The following is a 22,527-nucleotide window of genomic DNA, read 5'->3' on the forward strand; positions in this document are numbered from 1 at the left end:
GACATGAAGATTTGTAAATGCGCGGTCCGGTCGCAAGGGCCGGCCGCGCATTTGTGATCAGATGCTGCGGGGCAGCAGCTTCCATGCGGCAGGCAGCAAGGCCGCCGCCAGCATCGCCTTGACCGCATCGCCGATCAGGAAGGGAATGACGCCGGCGGCGATCGCTTTTTCAGGGCCGACAAAGATGGCCAGCCAGCTTGCGCCGACAAGATAGAAGATGGCGCTGCCGGCCAGCATGGCGAGGAACACCCGCACGGCCCGGGAACCCCAGCCCCGCTGCGCAAGCATGCCGACGACGAGGGCGGCGGGAAGGCAGGCAAGCAGGTAGCCGCCTGTCGGTCCCATCAGGTAGGCAATCCCGCCTCCTGCCGCGAAGACCGGCAATCCGGCGATGCCCTGCGCCAGATAAAGCGAAACCGTCGCCAGCGCGAGGCGGGGACCGTAGACCAGCGACACGAACAGCACCGCGAATGTGAGCATGGTGATCGGCACCGGCCACATAGGAACCTGAATGCGCGCGCAGACGGCGATGAACATCGAGCCGGCGACGGACAGGATCAGACCCCGGACGAGGCTGTTGGCGGGATCGCGGGACCAGACGCTGTCGGCCAGCGTTGCATGTGCGTTGGACATGGCGGAAATCTCCTCTTTCAGGCTGCCAGCAGCAGCCGTTTCTGATGTGTATCGATGAAGCCGGTGAAAACATCGCCCGAGGCGAAGCCATCGTCTTTCAGGCAGGCGACCAGGAAGTCGCGGTTCGTGTGAAGGCCCTCGATCGCGAAATCGTCCAGCGCTTCGACGGCACGCCGGATTGCCTGGTCGCGCGTGTCTCCCCAAACAACCAGCTTGCCGATCATCGGATCGTAATAGGGCGTCACCGCATCTCCCTCGCGATAGGCGCTGTCGAGACGCAGATGGGTTCCCGTCGCCGGCGGTCGGTAAACATTCAGCGTTCCGGGGGAAGGCATGAACATCTTTGCGGGGTTTTCCGCGTACAACCGGCACTCGATGGCGTGGCCCTTCGTAGCCACCGCCGACTGCTCCATGCCGGTGAGTCTGCCGCGGGCGAAATCGAGCTGCATCCCGACAAGATCGAGCCCGGTGGTCATTTCGGTGACGGGATGCTCCACCTGGATGCGGGTGTTCATCTCCAGGAAGAAAAACTCGAAGCTCTCCGCGTCAACGATGAATTCCACCGTGCCGGCGCCGGCATAGCGCGTTTTTTCGCACAGCCGGATAGCTGCCGAAGTCATCGCGGCGCGAACCTCGGCCGGCAGGCCGGGCGAGGGGCTCTCCTCGATCACCTTCTGGAAGCGGCGTTGCAGAGAGCAATCGCGCTCGTAAAGATGCACCGCCTTGCTGTCGCCGAATCCGAATACCTGTATTTCGACGTGTCTCGCCTTGGGCACGAAGCGTTCCAGGAAGACGGACCCGTCACCGAAAGCCTTCTGCGCCATGGACTGCGTTGCCTCGACCGTCGCGCGTAGCTGATCGGGCCGGTCGACGCGCCGCATCCCGATGCCGCCGCCGCCGGCAGACGCCTTGACCAGAAGCGGGTAGCCGGTCGCCTCGGCAGCGGCCTCGATCCCCTCGGTGTCGCCAACGGTAAAGCGGGAGGAGCCCGGGACGACCGGCACGCCGGCTGCCTGGGCGAGTTCGCGGGCACGCTGCTTGTCGCCCATTTCGATTATAGAGCGAGGTGAAGGCCCCACCCATGTGAGCCCGGCGGCGATGACACGCTCTGCAAAGCCTGCGTTTTCCGCCAGGAAACCGTAGCCGGGATGCACGGCGTCCGCTCCTGACGAACGCGCAGCTTCCAGAATGCGGTCGGCGTTCAGATAGCTTTCACGCGCCGGAGCCGGACCTATGGCCTCGGACGCATCGGCTTCCATGACATGTGCGGCGTTGGCGTCGGCCTCGGAATAGACTGCGACCGTGCCGATGCCGAGGGCGCGGGCAGACCGAAAGATGCGGCGTGCGATCTCGCCCCGGTTTGCAACCAGAATCTTCTTCATCCCAGTGCTCAGGCTTCGATGCGGGCAACCACCGTGCCCTCGGTGACAGTGTCGCCTTCCGCCGTAAGAATGGCGACGAGCTTGCCGCCTTCTGGCGCCGTTACCGGAATCTCCATTTTCATCGATTCGAGGATCAGAATCGGATCATCTTCCTCAATCGCCTGGCCCACCTCGGCCACGATCTTCCACACATTGCCGGTAATCTCGGTCTTTATGTCGATAATGGCCATCACGGCTCCTCGCTCCTGCTGCTGTTGACTTCCACACTAGATCGAGACATTAGTAGTTGCAATAGCAACTCCGTTATAACCATACGGATTTTGACAATCAGAAGAGATGTTCGTGACCGAGATCGATGAGACCACCTACCGGGAATGGATCGACCGTACGGAAGTCGCGCGCGAAAGGCTGGACGCCTGGCCAGTGCGGGGATTGAAAGCCGCACTGGAGGAAGACGTCGGCACGGGCGAAGGAGACGAGGTGCCGGCGCTCGGCCAGTGGCTCTACTTCGTGCCGGCCGTGCCGCGCTCACGCATGGGGGAGGATGGGCATCCGCAGCGCGGAGGTTTCCTGCCCCCGGTCAGCCTGCCGAGGCGCATGTGGGCCGCGAGCGACATCAGCTTCGGTCGCCCGATGCGCATCGGCGAGGAGGTTGAAAAAACAGCGCGAATTGCGGACATACTAGTGAAAGCCGGAAAGACCGGCCTGCTGGTGTTCCTCAAGATCGAGAACATCTACCGTAGCGGCGGCGAACATGTGCTGACTGAAGTTCAGACGATCGTCTATCGTGACGACCCCAGGCCCGACGAGGTTCCGCCCCCGCCTAAGCGCGCCCCGGAAAATGCGGCGTGGAGCGAGACGGTCGAGCCCGATACCGCACTTCTGTTCCGCTATTCCGCCGTAACCTTCAACGCCCATCGCATTCACTATGACGCGCCTTACGCGCGCGAAGTCGAGGGATATCCGGATGTGGTCGTGCATGGGCAGCTGACCGCGACACTGCTTTTCAACGCGCTGCGCCGCAACACCTCAGTGCGACGTCTCAGAACTTTCGGATTCCGGGCCATGAAACCGATCTTTGCAGGTGAACGCATATTCCTAGAAGGCGTGCCTTCCGGCGATGGCTATCAATTGTGGGCGCGGGATGGGGACGGCAATCTCTGCCTTTCCGCGAGTGTAGAGTTTTAGCCGCACACTGCGCTCGGCACCGTGTTCCAGTTTTTAGTTGTATCAATCGCAACTACGCTATAGAGTCGACTTGATCGCTGGGCCTGCGGAGGAGGCCGGCCCGAAGTGAGGAGCGGGTATACGGTCGAAGCGAGAACTTATGTTCCAAAAACGGGAGGAAAACATGTTCAAAAAGCTGGCGTTGGCGGCTTTGGCAATCGGCTTGATCAGTGCGCCGGCAGCGGCCCAGGATTACCCGACACGGCCGATATCCTATATTCTTCATGTCTCGCCGGGCGGGGCGACGGACATCATGGCGCGCAAGATCGCGCTTGGTCTGGAAAAGTCGCTCGGCACTCCCGTCCCTGTCGAAAACAAGGCGGGCGGGCGCGGAGCAGCGCAATTGGCCGATATCAACAAGTCCGCGCCCGATGGATATACGATCGGATCGGTTACCAGCACGCATATCGGCGCCTTCAATCAGACACTGAAGCAGTACAATGTGGACAGCTTCGACTGGATCGCGCGACTGGTGAATGAGCCGTACCTGCTCGTCGTGAACAAGGACAGTAAGCTCAATTCCATGAAGGACCTCGTCGAGGCCGCGAACGACAAACCGGGAAGCGTCGTCATGGCCGGCTTCGTGCGCGGGTCGGGCGGCCATTTCGCCTGGGAGATCATGGCGCAGTCCGCCAATCTCGAAAGCAGCAAGGTTCGCTGGATACCCTATGACAGCGTCGGCGATGCCGTGACCGCGACCGTCGGCGGCCATGCGGAGGTCGCGATCGCCTATGTCGATCTGGTCAAGAACCAGGTGGAGGCGGGCAATCTGCGCGTCATCGCCGTCATGGCGGACGAACGAGTACCGCAGTTCCCGGACGCGCAGACCTTCAAGGAACAGGGATATGACGCGGATACCTCCTGGCAGCAGATGCGCGGCATCATCGGGCCGAAGGGCATGCCCAAAGACGTCAAGAACAAGTTGGCAGAAGCGGTCAAGGCCGTTTTGGAAACGCCGGAGCTGCAAACCTACATGAAGGAGTCCTCGCTGACGCCCGCGTTCCAGGGGCCTGCCGAATTCACCGAATTCGCACATCAGCAAGACATGATCACGAAAGAGTGGATGACGCGACTATCGATGCACTGAACGACGTCGGAGCAGACCGGTTATGCAATCGAACCCAGACGAAATGCGGGACCAGGACACGATGCCGGAAGCACGCACGCTGTTCTTTTCGCTCGAAATCGGTGACATCGTTATCGGGCTGGCGCTCACCGCCATGGCGAGCTGGTTCTTCTTCCAGGCATCCGTCCTGCCGGACTTTTCCGGCACGGCGGTGGGCGCCGCCGACTTCCCGAAAGGGCTGGCGGCTCTGCTTGGCCTGACAAGCCTCATCTTCGCGGGCGCCGGTGTGCGGCGCATGATATCCGGCCGCCTCGAGGAGCGAATAACCGTGCGGCAGCCGATGCGTGTGCTGCTTGGCATCGCGCTCCTGATCATGTTCCCGCTCATGATGGACACCCTCGGCTATTACATCGCGATGGCCGTATTCTTCTCGGCGTTTCTCTACGTCGCGAACTGCCGCAGTCCGATTGCCATAGTGCTCTATGTCGGGGGCTTCCTGCTCTTTACAAAGCTGCTTTTCGAGATGCTGCTCGGCACGCCTCTGCCATAGGCGCCGGCTGCGTTTCGACTCCAATCGCTTGCGGTCCGCGCCGGGAAGGCCGGACCAATCTCGTCAGCAAATGTCCGGAGGAGACAGATGATCGACGGATTCATGGCGGGTCTCGCCGCCTTCTCGAGCTGGCAGGTGATCGCGGGCCTTTTTGCCGGCGTCATCATCGGCTATCTCGTCGGCGCCCTGCCCGGCCTGTCGGCCGGCGTCGGCATGGCGCTGCTCATCCCTTTCAGTTTCGGCCTCGATCCGATCGTCTCGGTCGTGATGCTTATCACCCTCTATATGGCATCCGAATATTCCGGCGCCATTCCCGCCATTCTGGTCAATACGCCCGGCGAACCCTCGGCGGCGATCACGGCGCTGGACGGCTATCCCATGCGTCAGCGCGGGGAGGCCGGACAGGCGCTGACGCTCTCCATTCTGGGTTCGGCCGGCGGTTCGGTGCTGAGCACGATCCTGCTTATTTTCACCGTGAGCTGGATGACCAAGTTCGCGCTGGCTTTCGGGCCTGCCGAATATTTCGCGATCGCCGTGCTCGGCCTCAGCCTGATCTCCACCCTGTCGGGGGACTCGGTGACGCGCGGCATCATCGCGCTGCTCTTCGGGCTCCTGCTGACGACGATCGGCACCGATCCCGTCGATGGCATCCCGCGCTTCGCCGTGGTGGAAGGCTTTCTTTCCGGCGTTCCCTTCGTTTCGGCGCTCATCGGCCTGTTCGCCCTGTCGGAAGTGCTGCGCATGCTCGAAACGGCGGACGAGCCGGTGATACCGCTGCGCAATATCCCGAGCGTTTCAGGCCAGTTCAGCCTGATCAGACCGCATACCTGGAACATGATCCGAAGCACGCTGGTGGGTTATGTTGTCGGCGTCATTCCGGGCGCTGGGGCTTCAATCGCCTCCATCACCGCCTATTCGATCCAGAAACGCCTGTCGAAGTCGCCTGAGACCTTTGGAAAGGGCAACCCGGAAGGCGTGGTGGCGGCGGAGACGGCCAACAATTCCTGCATGCCGGGCGCGTTGGCTCCCATGCTTGCGCTCGGTATTCCCGGCAAGGCAAGCACGGCGGTGCTGATCGGGGCGCTGGCGATCCACGGCGTCCAGCCGGGCCCGCTGATCTTCGAGCGCAATCCCGAAGTGCCTTACTCGATGTACATCGCACTGCTGGTCGGCATGCCTTTCATGGTGATGCTCGGACTTTACGGCACGCGGCTCTGGGTGCAACTAACGCAGATTTCACGCGGGGTGATCACCGCGATCGTGGCCGCCACCTGCCTGCTTGGCACATATTCGGAGTCCAAGGACATCTTCTCGATCTGGGTCGCGGTCGGTTTCGGCGTGGTCGGCTATGTCCTGCAGAAAGTGCGGATCGAGCCGGCACCGATCATACTGGCGCTGGTGCTGGGCTATCTGATGGAGTCCAATTTCCGCCGGGCGATGGTGATGTCGGGCGATGAGATCAGCATCTTCTACATGCACCCCATATCCATGATCTGCCTCGGCATCGCGATTATCGTTTTCTTCCTGCCGCTTCTTCCGTCCTTTGGACGGCAGAAGGCCCAGATCGAGGAGCAGATACACCACTGATTGCCGGATTCTTCCGGCAATCAGCCCCGGCCACCTCAGAATCTGGTGACGACGGTCGTGCCCGTGCCCCGGAACTTGTCCATTGCCATCAGCCCTGAGCCCGGCTCAATGGCGATGAGGCGCTGATTGGCGAAGGATGGCCACTGTCAAGAACGCGTGCCCTTCAGCTCCGGAAAGTAGTCGCCTGATCGTATTCCTGCCAGATGTAGAGCTGCAGTAGATTTGGATAATCGGGGAGATGATAGTGAATTTCGGCCGTGGGCAGGCCACAGCTTTCCATCTGCAGGCGGAATTCCCTGCTGACCGCAGTGACCATGTGCGTCCCCTGTGCCTTACGCCTTCAAGCATCCAGGCGATCAAAATTGTGCCTTCGATCACTTGTCGAACGCGATGGCGCAGCCGCCATATCGAGCCGGCATAACGCGTCCATGATCTGATCGAAAGAGACCGGCCGGTCGGCGCCCGGCGGCTTTCGTAGCGCGGGAACGGATTCCACGGCGCAGGCATCCGATGCCCAGGACGACAGGATCGCGCGCTTTTCCTGGATATCGAGGGTGTCGTCTTTCACGACGTCGTCGGGATGTTCGAAATGCCTTGCCGGCGATAACAGTCGGTCAAGTGTGAGATCGGATGTTTCGGGAACAAGAGAAGGGATGATCGGCGTAGGATTCTGTCGGTCCATCTTGGTCCTCCGTCTTTCCAAAAAGCTCCTTTATTGAGGTTTCTGTTTCCCAGGCCTCGCTGTGGCGAGGGCTTGAATAATTTTGTTCGACCGCTTCAAAAATTCAAGCGGAAATACGCGACTGCAATCCAATTTAACCGTATGTTTTCATCGCGCTAGCATTCGATTGGCACGAGTGCCAAAATTTTTGCGGAACCTCTTGAAACCCGAAAATCGCAAAACTAGCTCGTGATGGCGCGCGATGCCGAAAGGGTCGCGCGAGCCCCGCATCGGTCCGATTGCCGGTCCGGTGTGGAGGAACCTCAAAAATCTGTTTGTCCAGAAGGAGAACGATATGACGTTCCGTCCATTGCATGACCGTGTCCTGGTCCGCCGCATCGAGGCCGATGAAAGGACTGCCGGCGGCATCATCATCCCCGACACCGCCAAGGAGAAGCCACAGGAGGGCGAAGTGATCGCTGTCGGCCCGGGCGCGCGCGACGAGAGCGGCAAGCTGGTCGAGCTCGATGTCAAGGTTGGTGACCGCATCCTGTTCGGCAAATGGTCGGGCACCGAGATCAGGCTCAACGGCGAAGACCTCCTGATCATGAAGGAAAGCGACGTGATGGGCGTGATCGAGCAGGCCACAGCCGTGAAGAAGGCCGCCTAACGGCTTCTTCCCCGGAAATCCATTCCAGTCAAAGTAAGCTGCCTATCGAAGGAGTGATCCAATGGCTGCCAAGGAAGTTAAATTCAATGCACAAGCCCGCGAGAAGATGCTGCGCGGCGTCGATATCCTCGCCAATGCCGTCAAGGTGACGCTTGGTCCCAAGGGCCGCAACGTTGTCATCGACAAGTCCTTCGGTGCGCCGCGCATCACCAAGGACGGCGTCTCCGTCGCCAAGGAAATCGAGCTTGAGGACAAGTTCGAGAACATGGGCGCGCAGATGGTGCGCGAGGTGGCGTCGAAGACCAATGATCTGGCCGGTGACGGTACCACCACCGCCACGGTTCTCGCCCAGGCCATCGTTCAGGAAGGCGCAAAGGCCGTTGCCGCCGGCATGAACCCGATGGATCTGAAGCGCGGTATCGACAAGGCTGTCGATGCTGTCGTCGCTGAACTCAAGGCCAATGCCCGCAAGGTGACGAAGAACGACGAGATCGCCCAGGTCGGCACCATCTCGGCCAATGGCGATAGCGAAATCGGCAGCTTTTTGGCGCAGGCGATGGAAAAGGTCGGCAACGAGGGCGTCATCACCGTCGAGGAAGCCAAGACCGCCGACACCGAGCTGGAAGTCGTCGAAGGCATGCAGTTCGATCGCGGCTACCTATCGCCCTACTTCATCACCAATCAGGAGAAGATGCGGGTAGAATTGGAAGAGCCCTACGTGCTGATCCATGAGAAGAAGCTTTCCAACCTGCAAGCCCTGCTGCCGGTGCTCGAGGCTGTCGTGCAGTCGTCCAAGCCGCTGCTCATCATCGCCGAGGATGTGGAAGGCGAGGCCCTTGCCACGCTGGTCGTCAACAAGTTGCGCGGCGGCCTGAAGATCGCTGCCGTCAAGGCTCCCGGCTTCGGCGATCGCCGCAAGGCCATGCTGGAGGACATCGCCATCCTCACCGGTGGCACCGCGATCAGCGAGGATCTCGGCATCAAGCTGGAAAATGTGACCTTGCAGATGCTTGGTCGCGCCAAGAAGGTGGTGATCGAGAAGGAAAACACTACCATCGTCGACGGTTCGGGCAAGAAGGAAGAAATCGAAGGGCGCGTGAAACAGATCAAGGCCCAGATCAAGGAAACCACCTCCGACTACGATCGCGAGAAGCTGCAGGAGCGTCTTGCCAAGCTGAGTGGCGGGGTCGCAGTAATCCGCGTCGGCGGCTCGACCGAGGTCGAGGTCAAGGAGAAGAAGGACCGCGTTGACGACGCCCTGCATGCGACCCGCGCGGCGGTGGAAGAGGGCATCCTGCCCGGCGGCGGCGTGGCCCTGTTGCGAGCAGCCAGGGCCCTGGACGGCGTTACCGTCGACAATGAGGACCAGAAGCACGGTGTCGAGATCGTGCGCCGGGCCATCGAGGCTCCCGTTCGCCAGATAGCCGAGAATGCCGGTGCGGAAGGTTCCATCATCGTGGGCAAACTGCGCGAAAAGTCTGAATTCGCCTGGGGTTGGAATGCTCAGACCAGCGAATATGGTGACCTCTACAAGCAAGGCGTGATCGACCCGGCCAAGGTGGTACGCACCGCGCTTCAGGACGCGGCCTCGGTCGCCGGTCTGCTCGTCACCACCGAGGCGATGGTGGCCGAGAAGCCGAAGAAGGAAGCATCCGCGCCCGCCATGCCTGCCGGTGGCATGGACTTCTAGCGTGCTGGCGAAGCGCCCGCTTCCGATATCGGGAGCGGGTGCCTTGCGCAGAGAGCATGGAGACAGCCATGAACGAGATGACCGGCATCGGATTCGTTTCGCCGCCCATACATTCGGCGAACGAGTTCGTTGGTTATGAAACGGAATGCCGCAGCGTCTTGAAGCCGTTGCTGGCGGGTCTGCTGGACATGGCCGAATCCGCTGGCTGGGATCGACGCACCGTCGCGTCGGCGCTGATGTTTCTCGCTGCCCAGCAGGTATCCGCGGCAGGAGCTTCGGGAGACCGCAAGGCATGAAGCCGTCCCTCTCCCGCAACAGGGCGGGAGAGGTTTTCGTACGATGAGGGCGGCCAACCCGATGGCCGCTTCCAGCATCGGAAAGCGAAGTTCGACCTGTGCAGGAACGAATCGCGTCCATCGTCGCGGAAGACGCTCGGCACCTGATTGCCGTTGTTTTGGCCCCCCGGGGAGATCAGATGACCTGGACACTCATCGTTTTCTCCTTCCATCGGGTTCAGTGGACAATGTTTCCTGGTCGGCGCCGGACCACATCCAGCATCAGGCTTGACGTTGGCTAACGGGAAGAAAGCACTCAAAACGCCTCGACGTGGTGAACTTACGCATAGCTACAGCCATCTGGTTTCCTTGCTTCTTCCGGGGCGCCGTCCAAGCACGAATGGAACATTTGGCTGGCGCGGGCGTTCGATGCACTCGTGTTGCTGCAGAACGAAAGGTTACATAACCCGAGCAGCCGATGAATATCGTAATGTTCACCAATACGTTCCGGCCTCACATCAGCGGAGTGGCAAACAGCGTCGCCTGGCAGGCGGATGGCTTGCGCGAGATCGGACATCGGGTGCTGGTGGTGGCGCCGGAGTTCCCCGGCATCACTTCGGACGAGCCGGATGTGGTGCGTATCCCGGCGGTCCAGAATTTTCGGGGCAGCGACTTTTCCGTTCCCATTCCGCTGACCCGGCCGCTAAGCGATACGCTTGCCGGTTTCGCTCCCGACATTGTCCATTCGCATCATCCCTTCCTGCTTGGCGATACCGCGCTCAGGGTTTCCGCGTCGTTCGATCTGCCGATCGTTTATACTCATCATACGCGCTACGAACTCTGCAGCTACCATATTGCCCGGGATTCTCCCGTGCTGCAGCGCCTCGTGCTTGGCATCGCGCTCGGCTACAGCGATCTGTGCGATGCGGTCATCGCGCCGAGTCGGAGCATGGCCGATTTCCTCATCGACCGCGGCGTCAAGGCCCCGGTGAATACGATCCCGACAGGCATCGAGATTGACGGATTTGCAGGGGGAGACGGAAATGAGGTTCGCAGGAACCTCGGCATCCCGGCCGATGCCTTCGTCGTTGGCCATGTCGGCCGCCTGGCCCCGGAAAAGAACCTCGACTACCTCGCGGACGCGATCGGCCGTTTCCTGGCCGCCGAGAGACGTGCGCACTTCCTTGTCGTTGGGGGCGGACCGATGAAGGAACCGATCAGCAGATTCTTCGAAGAACACGACCTTGCCGAGCGTATCCATATGCCAGGCGCCTGCGAGGGTGAACGCCTCGCGTCGATGTATGCCGCGATCGATGCCTTCGCCTTCTCTTCCCGTTCCGAGACGCAAGGTCTCGTGCTTGCCGAAGCGATGGCAGCCGGTGTGCCGGTGGTCGCACTTGACGCTTTCGGTGTCCGCGAGATGGTCAGGGACCGGTTCAATGGCCGGCTTCTTCCCGCTGACGTGCCGTCCCACAGCTTCGCCGAAACAGTGCGGTGGATTGGCGAACTCGATGACAGGAAACGTCGCGCTCTTGGCAAGGCGGCAGGCCGGACAGCGAGACTGTTCACCCGCGAGCGCGCGACAGGCAGCATGCTGGAACTCTACCGCTCGCTGGCGTCGGCGCGAAGGCGGGTCAAAACGCCGAAGGATGGCTCCTGGCAGACGGCCATGCGGCGGATCGAACAGGAATGGAAGATACTGAGCAATGTCGCCCATGCGGTCGGTGACGCCCTTGTGGCGGAATCCGTGCCAGCACCGATGAAGGCGGCGAGACAATCGCACCGCAGCCGGCCCTGATGCGGGTACGATTGCCGTGGTATTGGCCGACAACAGAGGATTGGATGGCGTTCGCAACGTGTTCTACAGGCACGGAGAACGCTCGATCCGGAGCTTGTCGAGTATTGTGCTTAAGGATTCCGCTCCCGACGACGGTTGTTTCGCAAATTTCCGGGGGCGGGAGACGGCACTTATGCGGGCACACTCAAGAGCGCTATTGGTCAAGCAGCGGACTATGCTCAGACGCACAGCCGCAAGAAACGGCGGCACATTGATCACAGGACAGACACCTCCAAGGCCCTTAGAATGTTCCTCGATACGATAATGCAATAAGAGCCGATAACCGCCGCGCATCATCCTGATGCCGTGGGCGGCGAGGCGGCGAGCCTTGTTCTTGCGCGGGCCGATTTCCCAATCCCCTTTCGTGCCGCTGAATCCGAGCAGCACTTCGGCGATGGTGCGGTAGCTTCGCCGCAACATCGCCGACGGCACCTTCCCACGCCTGATCAAGATCAGCACCAACGGCACGGGCTGGCATGAATCCGACATCAATCTTTGGATCGCCTAACCTGCCGGATGGAAGCCGCGCAGCGACTTCGATGTCTTCTGATAGCGGGGGCGATGACGGAAAACAGAGGCCGGCGAATGACAACCACGCGCCCAATGGACGGGATACCGGGCACGCGGCCGATGCGTCGAGCGGGTGGACGCGGTGGCGCTGACCATTGCCCGCCTGATCGGACACCAGATCGCGCGGGAGCACTCCGAGGCGTTGCAGGCCGCAAACGACGACAAGTCGTTCAAGACTCGGACAGGCGTGCAGGAAGATCGTCCCTGCGAAGATGACGATCAATAACAGCGGGGATTCCGATCTTCGCCATTGAATGATCGGGGTGGAAATGTTATCTATATTATAAATCTAGAAGGAGGCTGATATGGCCTTGAGCATTAAGACCGAGGAGGCGGACCGGCTGGCGCGGGAACTGTCCCGCCTGACCGGCGAAACGATGACGGACGCCATCACGCAGGCCATGCGCGAGCGACTGGATCGGCTGCGCGCCGAGCAGGAGGCGCAGAGCGACTACGTTTCCCGTATGAAGGCATTCGTGCGCGAGCGCGCGGGACGTTATGACCGCCGTCCGGTCACGAAGCAGGAATGGGACGAAGCAGTCGGCGACACGCCCGAAGAGCTTGGCTTCTCCCGATGATGGTTGTCGATGCGTCCGCCATCATTGCGATCATGTTTGAGGAGGCGGAGGCGTCTGGCTGCATGACCGCCCTCCAGGCGGATGGTTCCCGCCTCATTTCGGCGGTGAACTATGTCGAGGCGGGCACTGTCATGGCAGGCAGGATCAAGACTGGGGATCGGCACGAAGCAATTGCCGATCTGGATGCGTTTCTGGCCGATTTCCGTATTTCCATTGCTCCCACGGATGAAAGCCTCGCGCGTGCCGCGATGCGGGCGCGTCTGGACTATGGCAAGGGGTTCGGCACACGGGGCGGGCTGAACTTCGGCGACTGCTTTGCCTATGCCCTCGCCAAACGGCACTCGGCCCCGCTTCTGTATGTCGGCGATGACTTCACCGTGACCGATGTCCAATCCGCATTGACGCGGTAGTGAACCGCCAAGAAGAAAGGATTGGAGCTATGACCCGCGCAGCCCTTTACGCCCGCTATTCGTCCGACAGCCAGCGCGAGGCGTCCATCGAGGACCAGTTCCGGTTTTGCCGGGAACATGCGGCGCGGGAACAGTGACAGATCGTCGGGTTCTTACGAGGATGCGGCTATCTCCGGTGCCAGCACGATCCTGCGGCCGGGCATCCAGCGTCTTATGCGCGATGCGCAGCACGGCGAGTTCAACATCCTCTTGGCCGAGGCGCTGGACCGCATCAGCCGCGATAAGGCGGACGTGGCGACCCTCTACAAGCACCTGAAATTTGCAGGCATCACCGTCGTCATGCTGGTCGAGGGCGAGATTAGCGAGTTGCGTGTCGGGCTGAAAGGCACGATGAACGCGCTGTTCCTCAAAGACCTAGCCATAAAAACCCATCGCGGCCTGCGGGGCAGGATGGAGAAGGGCAAGGCCGGTGCTGGCGTTTGACATGTAGGAGGTAATCTTTTCGGTCGTGTGGTTGACACTCGCGAGGTATTGACTGGCTTTTTGGTCACCGTGGCAAGCATGGGGCCACCATCATCTTTCGACCGCTCCTTTTCGATCCAGCGCATGATCGCTTCCAGACCGGATTGCTTCTTGAGCGTTCCTGTCATCTCTTCTTCGAAGCTGCAGGTGTCCGGCCGGTCCGCATGGGCCGGTATTTGCGGTAGATGATCAGGCTGGCGAGGTACGGCTTGATGTTGTCCAGAGTGCGCTTCGAGACCAACGGCGCGACGCGGAGATCGCAGAATTCGAAAAACGCTCATCATCAGTTTTTGAGCATTTGGCTCGTCACGTCGCCCGGGCCAGGCTCTACAGCAACATTCTCACAGCGACTGGGCCGGTCAGCGCCGGTGGCGATGGCGGCAAGGATTTCGAGATGTTTCGTACCTATGTTGCGGTCAGCCGGGATCCAGGCTCCACGTTCGCAGATCGCGCCACGGGTGAGCGGATGAGCGCGACCAGCGTGAGCCGTTGGCGGGTACTGGAGCGCGAACGTGGCGACGTTCGTCCCAAGGCGTTGAGCGGCGACCGCAAGTCGCCTCGCATCGACGCCCACAGGGAGGCCATCCTCGAGGCCCTTGGCTCGGAAGCCGATCGTTGTTGACGGCTGGCCGCCTCAGGCACCCCGTTCACCTCCTGGGCTCCTCCCGTTTCACCTTCTCGACATAGTAGCGCGGCACCTGCTCGTGCTCCCGCTCGCGATAAAACTCGATGCAGAATTCGATGAAGGCCCTGAAGCGCCGCGATACGTGCCGGCGGCGCGAATAGATGAGGTTGATCGCGGTTTCGGGAGAGCGCCAGTCAGGTAATACGGGCACCAAAAGGTTGCTCTGGCATTCCGTTTCCACGAAGAAGCCGGGAAGATAGGCGATGCCTTCGCCCGCCACGGCGAAATATTTCAGCGTCCAGTAGTCGTTGGCCAGGCAGGTGGCCGGCGCCAGGATGCTGACGTCGGAGCGCTTGTCCTTGGCCAGATACCAGGATTGCGGACGGATAGGCTGGCGAAAGACCAAGCCGCGATGTTCCGAAAGGTCGTCGGGCACCTGCGGCGTGCCGTGGTGGGCGAGATAGGCGGGGCTTGCATAAAGGCCGTAGGAGGCCGTCGCCAGCCGCCGGCTGATATAGTCGACATCGGACGGCTCGCCCCAGTGGAAGACGCCGTCGAGCGCCATTTCCGTGACATCGGCGAAAGGCTGGTGCGTGGTCAGGAACACCACGTCGAGCACGACCTGCGGATATTGCTGGCGGAAGGCGTAGAGCAGTTCGGAGGTGATCGTCGTGCCGAACTCGCCGGTGGAGCCGACGCGCAGCGTTCCGGCGACGCCGTGGCGTATCTCGGCCATGGCGGTCGAGGCGTCGTCATAGCTGGCCTGGATGCGCCTTGCATGCAGCAGCAGTTCCGAACCCGCGTCGGTGACGTGCAGGTTGTGTCCCTCGCGGACGAACAGTTCGACGCCGAACTGGTCTTCCAACTGGCGGATGCGGTGGCTGAGCGTGGATTTCGGCAGGCGGTGGAGCCGCGCGGCTGCGGAGATCGAACGGGCGTCGGCGACCTTCACGAAGCTGTCGATAAGGGAGAGGTCCATGGTTCTCGTTCAATTTATTGGACGATATGTCCGATAAATAGCTGGATTTGACCAGTTGCGCAAACGCCGGCGTCACCAAATACTACCCCTTCCATCAGGAGGTGCTTAAGTGACGGACATTCGGGAATTTATTCGCGCGGCGTCGGGCAAGGAGGCCAAAGCAACGCTGGCGGTGCGCGGCGGACGACTTGTCAATGTGGTGTCGGAGGAGATCTACCAGGCCGACATCGCCATCTACGGCGAGCGCATCATCGCCATCGGCGACATTTCCGACCATGTCGGCCCAAATACGCAGATCGTCGACGCCACCGGCAAATATCTGTGCCCCGGCATGATCGACGGCCACCTCCACGTGGAATGCTCGAAGCTGTCGCTCACCAGCTTCGCCAAGGCCGTGGTGCCGCTCGGCACCACCTCGATCGTCTCGGGTCTCGACCAGATCATCGTCGTTGGCGGCCCGGATGCCGCGCGTGAGTTCCTTGACGAGGCGAAGCAGACGCCGCTCAAGGTTTTCTGGGGTGCGCCCTGCAAGACGCCCTACACCATGCCGCGCTCGACAGTGGGCCATTATTTCAGCCCCGAAGATCATCTCGCCACTCACCATTGGCCCGAATGCGTCGGCATTTGGGAGACGGTGCGCGAATTCATCCAGGAAGAGGATGAAGACGTGCTCAAGGCGCTCGAGATCGGCGAGCGGAGCCGCCTGCCGGTGCTCGGCTGCTGCCCGATGACGCGCGGCGCGCGCCTCAACGGCTATATGCAGTCCGGCGTGCGCGCCGACCATGAGAGTTACACGCCTGAGGAAATGCTGGAGAAGCTGCGTGCCGGCATGCATGTCGTGGTGCGCGAATCCTCGATCTCGCATTTCCTGTCGGACAATCTGCGCATCGTCACCGAAATGGGCGTGAAGGCGCTGCGCCGCATCAGCTTCTGCACCGACGATGTGGTGGCGAGCGATATCCTCGCGCGCGGCCATCTCGACAATATGGTGCGCATGGCGATTGCCATGGGCATCTCGCCGATGGCGGCGATCCAGATGGCGACCATCAACGGGGCCGAGGCGCTGCGCATCGACCACAAGGTGGGCTCCATTTCGCCCGGTCGGATCGCCGACATCCTGATCGTCGACGACCTGCGCAATTTCGGCGTCGAGGCGGTCATCGCCAATGGTGCGGTCGCCGCGCGTGACGGCCGCATGGCGGTGGAACTGATGCCGCCGGTGCGCAGCGAGGCGCTGCTGAAATCGGTCAGGGTCGAGCCGGTCACGGCGGCCGATCTCGCCGTTCCCTATGCCGGTGGCGGCGACAGCGCCGACGTGCTGGCAATCGCAGTCACGCCAGAGAAGATCTTCGTGCGCACGCGCCACGACGTGAAGCTGCCGGTCAGGGACGGCAAGGTGCTCGCCGATGTCGGCCAGAACGTGCAGTACGTCACTGTCGTCGAACGCTATGGCAAGACGCAGAACCGCCCGGTCGCCTTCACCTCCGGCTTCGGCCTGAAGACCGGTGCCATCGCCTCCTCGACCGCGCCGGATGACAACAACATCATCTGCATCGGTGCAAATCCCGAGGACATGGCCGTCGCCATCAACCATCTCATCGCCAACAATGGTGGCCAGGTGGTGGTGAAGGACGGCAAGGTCGTTGAGTTCCTGCACCTGCCGATCGGCGGCATCGTCTCCGACATTGACCCGCAGGAGATGGCCGCGCTCGAAACAAGGCTGGACGAGGCGGCGCGCGCGCTCGGCTGCGATCTGCCGTGGCCGTTCATGTACATGTTCGTGCTCCAGATCACTGCCATTCCGGATTATGCCATCACCGACCTCGGCGTGGTGGACTGCGTCAATCTTGAGATCATCTCGCCGCTGCTGCCGGAGCCCGGCGCGACGGCCAGGCCCATCGCCGCAGAATGAGGAGAGGTTCTGCGGTTCGATGAAGTTCAATACGGGAGGAAAAATGAGCTATCAGTCGAACATCGCGGCGCGCGCCGGAAGTCCGGGGCAACCCGGGCTTCACGGCTTCCTTGACCGCTTCTTTGAAATAAGCCGGTACGGATCGACGATCCGTACCGAGATCATCGCCGGCCTGACGACGTTTCTGGCTGCTTCATACGTCATCATTGTCAACCCCTCGATCCTGCAACATGCAGGCATTCCGTTCTCGGCCGGCGTCACCGCGACCGTGCTGGTGAGCTTCGTCGGCAGTTGCGCCATGGGCCTTTATGCCCGCAGCCCCATCCTGGTGGCGCCCGGAATGGGCATCAACGCGCTGTTCGCCTACACGATGGTGATCGGTGCCAAGGTGCCGCTGGAAATCGCGCTCGGTTGCGTGCTGTGGGCGGGCGTGCTGTTCACCATCTTAGCGGTTCTCAATCTGCGCACGGCCGTCATCGAGGCGATACCCGCCGACCTGCGCTACGGTATCGCCTGCGGCATCGGCCTGTTCATTGCCCTCATCGGTCTGGAGAATGCCAAGTTCATCGTCGCCAACCCCGACACGATCGTCGGACTGACGACCTTCAATCCGGTCACCCTGACCTTCATTGCCGGCTTCATCATGACGGTGGCGCTCGTCGTGCGCCGGGTGCCCGGCGCAATGATGGCCGGCATGATCATCACCACCATCCTCGCCATTCCGATCGGCCGCTGGTGGGGTGACGGCAGCGTCTTCTGGCCCGAAACCCCCGACCTGCATACGCTGGTCAACTGGAGCGGAATGCTGGCGGCGCCCGACTTCAGCTTCGTGGGCAGGATCGACCTGCTTGGCGCCTTGCAGGTCGCCTATGCGCCCTTCATCTTCGTGTTCCTCTTCACCAACTTCGTCGAGGCGCTGTCGACCTTCCTTGCGCTGGCGGAAGCCGCCAATCTAAAGGACGAGGATGGCATGCCGCGCAATGTGAAGGAGTCGATGCATGTCGATGCCGTCGCGGCGATGATCTCCGCCCCGCTCGGCACCAGCCCGGCCACCGTCTATCTGGAATCGGGCGCCGGCATCGCCCAGGGCGGCCGCACCGGCCTCGTGGCGCTGGTCTCGGGCGTGCTGTTCCTGCCCTTCCTGTTCCTGTCGCCACTGCTTTCTCTGGTGCCGGCGATTGCCACGGCACCGGTGCTGATCCTGACCGGCCTATTCATGTCGGAGCCCATGGGCCGCATCAACTGGTCGAGTGTAGAGGATGCCATTCCCGCCTTCCTGGCGATTATTCTGATCCCGCTGACCTTCTCCATAACGCTCGGCCTCTCGCTCGCCATCATCGGCTATGTCGTGCTGAAGCTGGTGGCCGGCAAGGCAAGAGAAGTGAAGCCGGTGATGTGGTTCGTGGCGCTGCTTGCAGCCATGCTGGTGATGCAGGTTCAATAGCCGGCAACGACAAGGACGGGGCCGGTCTGGTCCCGTCCGGTTTTGTGATGTGAATTGAAAGGACATGCAGGACATGCTGCAGCCATGGTTCGAAACCGCCCCACGACTGGTCGATGTGGCAATGGGGCGCACGCCGGCCGATCTGGTGATCCGCAACGGCAGGTGGGTCAACGTTTATTCGGGCGAGATCGTGCCCAACACCGACATCGCCGTTTCGGCCGGCCGCTTCGCCTATGTCGGGCCGGACGCCGGCCATGCCATAGGCGAGGCCACCGAGGTGGTGGATGCTGCGGGGCGCTATCTGGTGCCAGGACTGTGCGACGGCCACATGCATGTCGAGAGCGGACTGGTGACGGTCACCGAATTCGCGCGCGCGGTCATCCCGCATGGCACCACCACCATGTTCATCGATCCGCATGAGATCGCCAACGTGCTCGGCCTCGCCGGCGTGAAGCTGATGAACGACGAGGCGCAGAGCCTGCCGATCAACATCCTTGTGCAGGTGCCGAGCTGCGTGCCGAGCGCGCCGGGACTTGAGCGGGCCGGCGCGGAACTGAGCGCCGAGGATGTGCGCCAGGCATTGGGCTGGCCCAACATCGTCGGTCTCGGCGAAATGATGAATTTCCCCGGTGTCGCCGGCAACGATGCCAAGATGATGGCCGAGATCTCCGCCACGCAGGCCGCCCGCCTGACGGTGGGCGGTCACTACGCTTCGCCGGATCTCGGCCGTGCCTTTCATGCCTATGCCGCCGGCGGCCCGGCCGATGATCACGAAGGCACCACGGTGGATGACGCCATCGCCCGCGTGCGTCAGGGCATGCGCGCCATGCTGCGCCTCGGCTCGGCATGGTACGATGTCGCAGCCCAGGTCAAGGCGATCACCGAGCGCGGGCTCGATCCGCGCAACTTCATCCTGTGCACCGATGACAGCCACTCCGGCACGCTGGTCAATGACGGGCACATGAACCGCGTCGTGCGCCATGCCATCGCACAAGGGCTGAAGCCGGTCACCGCGATCCAGATGGCGACGCTGAACACGGCCCAGCATTTCGGCCTCGAACGCGAGCTGGGGTCGATCGCGCCGGGCCGCCGCGCCGACCTGATCGTCACTTCGGACCTGACCGAACTGCCGGTCGAGATGGTGTTTGCCCGCGGCAAGCTGCTGGCCGAGGGCGGCAGGCTTGCCGCCGACATTCCGGCCTATGACTATCCGGACAGCGCCAAAAATACGGTGAAGCTCGGCAAGAAGCTGACCGCCACCGATTTCGACATTGCCGCGCCCGGTGCGTCCGAGGTGAATGTGCGCGTCATCGGTGTGGTCGAGAACCAAGCACCGACCAAGGCGCTGCAGCGCAAGCTGCCGGTCAAGGACGGACTGGTGCAGATGGACCGCGCCAACGACGTCTGCCAGATCGCGCTGGTGGAACGCCACCGTGCCACGGGCGAGGTGGTCAACGCCTTCGTCTCGGGCTTTGGCTACACCGGCGATTGCGCCATGGCTTCCACGGTGGCGCATGACAGCCACCACATGATCGTGGTCGGCACCAACAAGGCCGACATGGCGCAGGCCGCGAACCGCCTGCAGGAGGTCGGCGGCGGCATCGTCATGATCTCCGGGGGCAGGGAGGTTGCGCTGGTCGAGCTGCCCGTCGCCGGCCTGATGTCGGACGAGCGCGCGGAAGCTGTGGCCGGCAAGGCGGGCCGTCTTGTCGAAGCCATGCGCGAATGCGGCTGTAGGCTCAACAACGCCTATATGCAGCACTCTTTGCTGGCGCTGGTTGTCATCCCCGAACTGCGCATTTCCGACATGGGCCTGATCGACGTGACGAAATTCGCGAAAACCGAGGTTATCGTCAACGCACCTGAATAGCTGCCGGGCCGTCTCCGCAAGTTTGCAGAGGCCACGTGACGGCTACGGTTGTGTTGCAAACTTTTTGATAGCCATAAAGAGACCAGTTACTTGACGGATTTCAGGCGGCGATTGCCTCGAATTGTTCTTTGAAGGAAGCGGCCGGGTTGAAGGCGAAGCGGCCCTGCCGCTTTCCGCATCACATGGACCATCTCCATGCCCGCCAGTGTAACGGCTGCCGTCGTGAAGGACTTGAAACCCGACATGGGTCGCACCCGGCGCTTGATGCGCCGATGATTCTGCCCGATCCGGCTGTTGAGGTATTGGCTCTTGCGATGCTGATTGGCTTCAGCGCTCGCCGCGACTTATCCCGCAAGCGGCTCCCGGCATCGTAGGAGGTGATCTCCTCCCGGTTGGTCCGGCTACCCGTCGATGACGATGCGGTCTGACCTGCCGTGGCGCTGCAAAGCCTTTAGCCCAGACCAAAGGCGAGGTACCAGCAAACGCACAGCAGGATCATTGATCGGTCGAAATGACGGCCTTTGAACATCAAACGGTCTCCTCAAGGGGAGGCCTCGTCCGAATTACCACAACGGTTGCAACGCAACCCTGCAATCAACCCTGTTCGGGATAGACATCTTCGCTAACGGGGCTCAATTCCCTTCAAGATCTCCCTACCGCTCACCCATACCTTTGCGATATTGCCGTGAGTAGCGTTGAGGACGATCTTCTGAAACACATCTTCCGGCGTGTCGTAGCCGTCATAGATGTGGATATCGGATTGGGCGGCTTTAGTGTCGAGCAGCAGGGCGTCGAATTCGAAACCGCGCCGGAAGCTACCGGTAGGCAGGTCGAGTGCCTGGGCCCCGCCTGCCGTTGCCAGCCAGAAGGCCTCGCAATGGTTGATGGGTGCGCCGGGGAGGCCTCGTTCTTGCGGCGGTAGATGGGCGTGGACGCCGCTTTGCAACATTCGCGAGGTGGAAAGGGCGTGGCGGCAGCCATCGAAAAGCGAGGGGCTGTAGCCTCCTGAAATATCGGTTCCGAGCCCGACATGCATATGCCGGTCGAGGGCCGCGCGCAGCGGAAACGCCGCATTGGCGAAATAGGCATTGGAAAGCGGACAATGGGCGATGCCCGCGCCGCGTACTGCAATCAAGTTCATATCCTCCTCATCGATGAAATTCGAATGGGCGAGGATGGTGCGGCGCGTGAGAAGGCCGAAGCCATCGAGGCTTGCCGCATCACTTTGGCCGAAACGGTCTTCCACAAAGGTTTTCGCCCAATCGCTTTCGGAGCAATGGGTCTGCACATGGCAGTCATAGCGAGCGGCGAGATGGCCGAGTCCCTTCAGGGCTTCGTCGGTACAACTTGGAATGAAGCGCGGCGTGATCACCGGCTGCACCAGTGGTCGCTTGCCCGGTGCCAGCGCCCGCACCGCCTCTATGAAGTGTTCGGTTTCCTTGATCGCCGTGGTTGCGTCGGCATCGCGATAGAAGTCTGGGCACTGGACGGGGTCGTCCATCACCACTTTGCCGATTAGCGCGCGTTGGCCTTTTGCAAGGCATATTTCAGCCAGAGCCAACGATGCGGGACCGTGAATGGTAGCGAAGTAGAGCGCGGTGGTCGTGCCGTTGGCAATCAGTCCGTCGACGAGATCAGCATAGACTGTACGGGCGAAATCGAGATCGGCATATTTCGCTTCCAACGGAAAGGTGTATTTCTGCAACCAGACCTCGAGTGGAACATCGAGCGCCTTGCCCATCTGTGGCCATTGCGGCGCGTGGATATGCAAATCGATCAGCCCCGGCAGCAGAAACTGGCCGGCCGCAAGCTCCACCAGAGTTCTGTCCGCCCGCGCGGCCTCCTTCTTTCGCTCATACCCGTCATCGGCGGGAGAGAGGATATCCACGATACGGCCTTCGGCATCGATTGAAAACAGGTGCTTCTCCAGCACCTCCAAAAGGCCCCGCTCCGGTGTGTGAAAGGCTGTCGCGGCAAGTGTGAAAGGGCGCTTTTTCATCCCGATTCCCGTTATCAAAAGAGGGAGAAAGTACAGGATA

Annotated in this window: 24 protein-coding genes and 2 pseudogenes; 17 read left to right on the plus strand and 9 right to left on the minus strand. The window is 61.5% G+C overall.

Annotated features, from left to right (window positions below; translation table 11 throughout):
- Window positions 1-57: 57 nt before the first annotated feature.
- From ACVCNR_RS23930 to ACVCNR_RS23940, 3 genes are read right to left on the minus strand one after another with little or no spacing between them, the layout of a single operon-like run.
- A complete protein-coding gene (locus tag ACVCNR_RS23930; RefSeq protein WP_354197699.1) occupies window positions 58-633 on the minus strand; it encodes a biotin transporter BioY in 576 nt (191 codons plus the stop codon).
- A gap of 17 nt (window positions 634-650) precedes the next feature.
- A complete protein-coding gene (locus ACVCNR_RS23935) occupies window positions 651-2,015 on the minus strand; it encodes an acetyl-CoA carboxylase biotin carboxylase subunit (RefSeq protein ID WP_447076794.1) in 1,365 nt (454 codons plus the stop codon).
- Between the two features lie 8 nt (window positions 2,016-2,023).
- A complete protein-coding gene (locus tag ACVCNR_RS23940) occupies window positions 2,024-2,245 on the minus strand; it encodes an acyl-CoA carboxylase biotin carboxyl carrier protein subunit (RefSeq protein WP_354197703.1) in 222 nt (73 codons plus the stop codon).
- Window positions 2,246-2,357: 112 nt separating this feature from the next.
- Here ACVCNR_RS23940 and ACVCNR_RS23945 point away from each other — a divergent pair, with 112 nt between their 5' ends.
- The 4 genes from ACVCNR_RS23945 (at window position 2,358) to ACVCNR_RS23960 (ending at window position 6,445) form a co-directional block, all read left to right on the plus strand.
- A complete protein-coding gene (locus ACVCNR_RS23945) occupies window positions 2,358-3,203 on the plus strand; it encodes an HTD2 family dehydratase (protein ID WP_447076795.1) in 846 nt (281 codons plus the stop codon).
- A 163-nt stretch (window positions 3,204-3,366) separates the two neighbouring features.
- Window positions 3,367-4,329 (plus strand): tripartite tricarboxylate transporter substrate binding protein, encoded by a 963-nt coding sequence (locus ACVCNR_RS23950; RefSeq protein ID WP_447076796.1) that lies wholly within the window; start codon window positions 3,367-3,369, stop codon window positions 4,327-4,329.
- Window positions 4,330-4,390: 61 nt separating this feature from the next.
- Window positions 4,391-4,858 (plus strand): tripartite tricarboxylate transporter TctB family protein, encoded by a 468-nt coding sequence (locus ACVCNR_RS23955; protein ID WP_447076797.1) that lies wholly within the window; start codon window positions 4,391-4,393, stop codon window positions 4,856-4,858.
- Between the two features lie 87 nt (window positions 4,859-4,945).
- Entirely contained in the window at window positions 4,946-6,445 is a 1,500-nt protein-coding gene (locus tag ACVCNR_RS23960; RefSeq protein WP_447076798.1) for a tripartite tricarboxylate transporter permease, read from the plus strand.
- A gap of 163 nt (window positions 6,446-6,608) precedes the next feature.
- On the opposite strand, the gene ACVCNR_RS23965 is transcribed toward ACVCNR_RS23960, so the two are convergent.
- Complete coding sequence (locus ACVCNR_RS23965; RefSeq protein ID WP_447076799.1) at window positions 6,609-6,761, minus strand: hypothetical protein; 153 nt, start codon at window positions 6,759-6,761, stop codon at window positions 6,609-6,611.
- Window positions 6,762-6,785: 24 nt separating this feature from the next.
- Window positions 6,786-7,127: a hypothetical protein gene (locus ACVCNR_RS23970; protein WP_447076800.1), complete on the minus strand. Its 342-nt coding sequence runs from the start codon at window positions 7,125-7,127 to the stop codon at window positions 6,786-6,788.
- A gap of 334 nt (window positions 7,128-7,461) precedes the next feature.
- Here ACVCNR_RS23970 and ACVCNR_RS23975 point away from each other — a divergent pair, with 334 nt between their 5' ends.
- The 4 genes from ACVCNR_RS23975 (at window position 7,462) to ACVCNR_RS23990 (ending at window position 11,539) form a co-directional block, all read left to right on the plus strand.
- Window positions 7,462-7,776, plus strand: a complete 315-nt coding sequence (locus ACVCNR_RS23975) for a co-chaperone GroES (protein ID WP_354197717.1) — start codon at window positions 7,462-7,464, stop codon at window positions 7,774-7,776.
- A gap of 61 nt (window positions 7,777-7,837) precedes the next feature.
- Window positions 7,838-9,466, plus strand: a complete 1,629-nt coding sequence (gene groL / locus ACVCNR_RS23980) for a chaperonin GroEL (protein ID WP_447076801.1) — start codon at window positions 7,838-7,840, stop codon at window positions 9,464-9,466.
- Window positions 9,467-9,534: 68 nt separating this feature from the next.
- Window positions 9,535-9,762, plus strand: a complete 228-nt coding sequence (locus tag ACVCNR_RS23985; RefSeq protein ID WP_447076802.1) for a hypothetical protein — start codon at window positions 9,535-9,537, stop codon at window positions 9,760-9,762.
- Between the two features lie 457 nt (window positions 9,763-10,219).
- Window positions 10,220-11,539, plus strand: coding sequence for a glycosyltransferase (locus ACVCNR_RS23990; RefSeq protein WP_447076803.1), 1,320 nt, complete (start codon window positions 10,220-10,222; stop codon window positions 11,537-11,539).
- Window positions 11,540-11,602: 63 nt separating this feature from the next.
- Here the strand turns inward: ACVCNR_RS23990 and ACVCNR_RS23995 are convergent, their stop codons facing one another.
- A complete protein-coding gene (locus ACVCNR_RS23995) occupies window positions 11,603-12,046 on the minus strand; it encodes a DNA -binding domain-containing protein (protein WP_447076804.1) in 444 nt (147 codons plus the stop codon).
- Here ACVCNR_RS23995 and ACVCNR_RS24000 point away from each other — a divergent pair.
- From ACVCNR_RS24000 to ACVCNR_RS24025, 6 genes and pseudogenes are all read left to right on the plus strand, one after another.
- On the plus strand, window positions 12,030-12,086 hold the full coding sequence (locus tag ACVCNR_RS24000; protein WP_447076912.1) for a hypothetical protein: 57 nt from the start codon (window positions 12,030-12,032) through the stop codon (window positions 12,084-12,086). The genes ACVCNR_RS23995 and ACVCNR_RS24000 overlap by 17 nt on opposite strands.
- A gap of 144 nt (window positions 12,087-12,230) precedes the next feature.
- On the plus strand, window positions 12,231-12,374 hold the full coding sequence (locus ACVCNR_RS24005; RefSeq protein WP_447076805.1) for a hypothetical protein: 144 nt from the start codon (window positions 12,231-12,233) through the stop codon (window positions 12,372-12,374).
- A 79-nt stretch (window positions 12,375-12,453) separates the two neighbouring features.
- A complete protein-coding gene (locus ACVCNR_RS24010; protein ID WP_354197726.1) occupies window positions 12,454-12,726 on the plus strand; it encodes a type II toxin-antitoxin system VapB family antitoxin in 273 nt (90 codons plus the stop codon).
- Window positions 12,723-13,136: a type II toxin-antitoxin system VapC family toxin gene (locus tag ACVCNR_RS24015; protein ID WP_447076807.1), complete on the plus strand. Its 414-nt coding sequence runs from the start codon at window positions 12,723-12,725 to the stop codon at window positions 13,134-13,136. The genes ACVCNR_RS24010 and ACVCNR_RS24015 overlap by 4 nt, the downstream gene beginning before the upstream one ends.
- 117 nt (window positions 13,137-13,253) lie before the next feature.
- Window positions 13,254-13,619, plus strand: a complete 366-nt coding sequence (locus ACVCNR_RS24020; RefSeq protein ID WP_447076808.1) for a recombinase family protein — start codon at window positions 13,254-13,256, stop codon at window positions 13,617-13,619.
- 433 nt (window positions 13,620-14,052) lie between these two features.
- A pseudogene (locus tag ACVCNR_RS24025) lies at window positions 14,053-14,271 on the plus strand (IS630 family transposase); the annotation flags it as partial.
- Between the two features lie 34 nt (window positions 14,272-14,305).
- Here the strand turns inward: ACVCNR_RS24025 and ACVCNR_RS24030 are convergent.
- Window positions 14,306-15,262: a LysR family transcriptional regulator gene (locus ACVCNR_RS24030; protein WP_447076809.1), complete on the minus strand. Its 957-nt coding sequence runs from the start codon at window positions 15,260-15,262 to the stop codon at window positions 14,306-14,308.
- Window positions 15,263-15,371: 109 nt separating this feature from the next.
- On the opposite strand from ACVCNR_RS24030, the gene ACVCNR_RS24035 reads away from it, so the two are divergent.
- From ACVCNR_RS24035 to ade, 3 genes are all read left to right on the plus strand, one after another.
- On the plus strand, window positions 15,372-17,174 hold the full coding sequence (locus ACVCNR_RS24035; protein WP_447076810.1) for an adenine deaminase: 1,803 nt from the start codon (window positions 15,372-15,374) through the stop codon (window positions 17,172-17,174).
- Window positions 17,175-17,217: 43 nt separating this feature from the next.
- Entirely contained in the window at window positions 17,218-18,618 is a 1,401-nt protein-coding gene (locus ACVCNR_RS24040; RefSeq protein ID WP_447076811.1) for an NCS2 family permease, read from the plus strand.
- A gap of 73 nt (window positions 18,619-18,691) precedes the next feature.
- A complete protein-coding gene (gene ade, locus ACVCNR_RS24045) occupies window positions 18,692-20,488 on the plus strand; it encodes an adenine deaminase (protein WP_447076913.1) in 1,797 nt (598 codons plus the stop codon).
- A 100-nt stretch (window positions 20,489-20,588) separates the two neighbouring features.
- Here ade and ACVCNR_RS24050 read toward each other — a convergent pair.
- Window positions 20,589-20,940, minus strand: a pseudogene (locus tag ACVCNR_RS24050) (DDE-type integrase/transposase/recombinase); the annotation flags it as partial.
- 170 nt (window positions 20,941-21,110) lie between these two features.
- Window positions 21,111-22,487, minus strand: coding sequence for a guanine deaminase (gene guaD, locus ACVCNR_RS24055; protein WP_447076812.1), 1,377 nt, complete (start codon window positions 22,485-22,487; stop codon window positions 21,111-21,113).
- Between the last annotated feature and the right edge of the window lie 40 nt (window positions 22,488-22,527).

Source organism: Aquamicrobium terrae (assembly GCF_052978165.1).

Excerpts from the sequence above, each read along its gene's own strand:
- ACVCNR_RS23975 (WP_354197717.1), top strand. The coding sequence starts at position 7,462 with ATGACGTTCCGTCCATTGCATGACCGTGTCCTGGTCCGCCGCATCGAG.
- ACVCNR_RS23930 (WP_354197699.1), bottom strand. The coding sequence starts at position 633 with ATGTCCAACGCACATGCAACGCTGGCCGACAGCGTCTGGTCCCGCGAT.
- ACVCNR_RS24030 (WP_447076809.1), bottom strand. The coding sequence starts at position 15,262 with ATGGACCTCTCCCTTATCGACAGCTTCGTGAAGGTCGCCGACGCCCGT.
- ACVCNR_RS23940 (WP_354197703.1), bottom strand. The coding sequence starts at position 2,245 with ATGGCCATTATCGACATAAAGACCGAGATTACCGGCAATGTGTGGAAG.
- ACVCNR_RS23960 (WP_447076798.1), top strand. The coding sequence starts at position 4,946 with ATGATCGACGGATTCATGGCGGGTCTCGCCGCCTTCTCGAGCTGGCAG.
- ACVCNR_RS23990 (WP_447076803.1), top strand. The coding sequence starts at position 10,220 with ATGAATATCGTAATGTTCACCAATACGTTCCGGCCTCACATCAGCGGA.
- guaD (WP_447076812.1), bottom strand. The coding sequence starts at position 22,487 with ATGAAAAAGCGCCCTTTCACACTTGCCGCGACAGCCTTTCACACACCG.
- ACVCNR_RS24040 (WP_447076811.1), top strand. The coding sequence starts at position 17,218 with ATGAGCTATCAGTCGAACATCGCGGCGCGCGCCGGAAGTCCGGGGCAA.
- ACVCNR_RS23950 (WP_447076796.1), top strand. The coding sequence starts at position 3,367 with ATGTTCAAAAAGCTGGCGTTGGCGGCTTTGGCAATCGGCTTGATCAGT.
- ACVCNR_RS24010 (WP_354197726.1), top strand. The coding sequence starts at position 12,454 with ATGGCCTTGAGCATTAAGACCGAGGAGGCGGACCGGCTGGCGCGGGAA.
- ACVCNR_RS23935 (WP_447076794.1), bottom strand. The coding sequence starts at position 2,015 with ATGAAGAAGATTCTGGTTGCAAACCGGGGCGAGATCGCACGCCGCATC.
- ACVCNR_RS23970 (WP_447076800.1), bottom strand. The coding sequence starts at position 7,127 with ATGGACCGACAGAATCCTACGCCGATCATCCCTTCTCTTGTTCCCGAA.
- ACVCNR_RS24020 (WP_447076808.1), top strand. The coding sequence starts at position 13,254 with ATGCGGCGCGGGAACAGTGACAGATCGTCGGGTTCTTACGAGGATGCG.
- ACVCNR_RS24015 (WP_447076807.1), top strand. The coding sequence starts at position 12,723 with ATGATGGTTGTCGATGCGTCCGCCATCATTGCGATCATGTTTGAGGAG.
- ACVCNR_RS23985 (WP_447076802.1), top strand. The coding sequence starts at position 9,535 with ATGAACGAGATGACCGGCATCGGATTCGTTTCGCCGCCCATACATTCG.
- ade (WP_447076913.1), top strand. The coding sequence starts at position 18,692 with ATGCTGCAGCCATGGTTCGAAACCGCCCCACGACTGGTCGATGTGGCA.
- ACVCNR_RS23955 (WP_447076797.1), top strand. The coding sequence starts at position 4,391 with ATGCCGGAAGCACGCACGCTGTTCTTTTCGCTCGAAATCGGTGACATC.
- ACVCNR_RS23965 (WP_447076799.1), bottom strand. The coding sequence starts at position 6,761 with ATGGTCACTGCGGTCAGCAGGGAATTCCGCCTGCAGATGGAAAGCTGT.
- groL (WP_447076801.1), top strand. The coding sequence starts at position 7,838 with ATGGCTGCCAAGGAAGTTAAATTCAATGCACAAGCCCGCGAGAAGATG.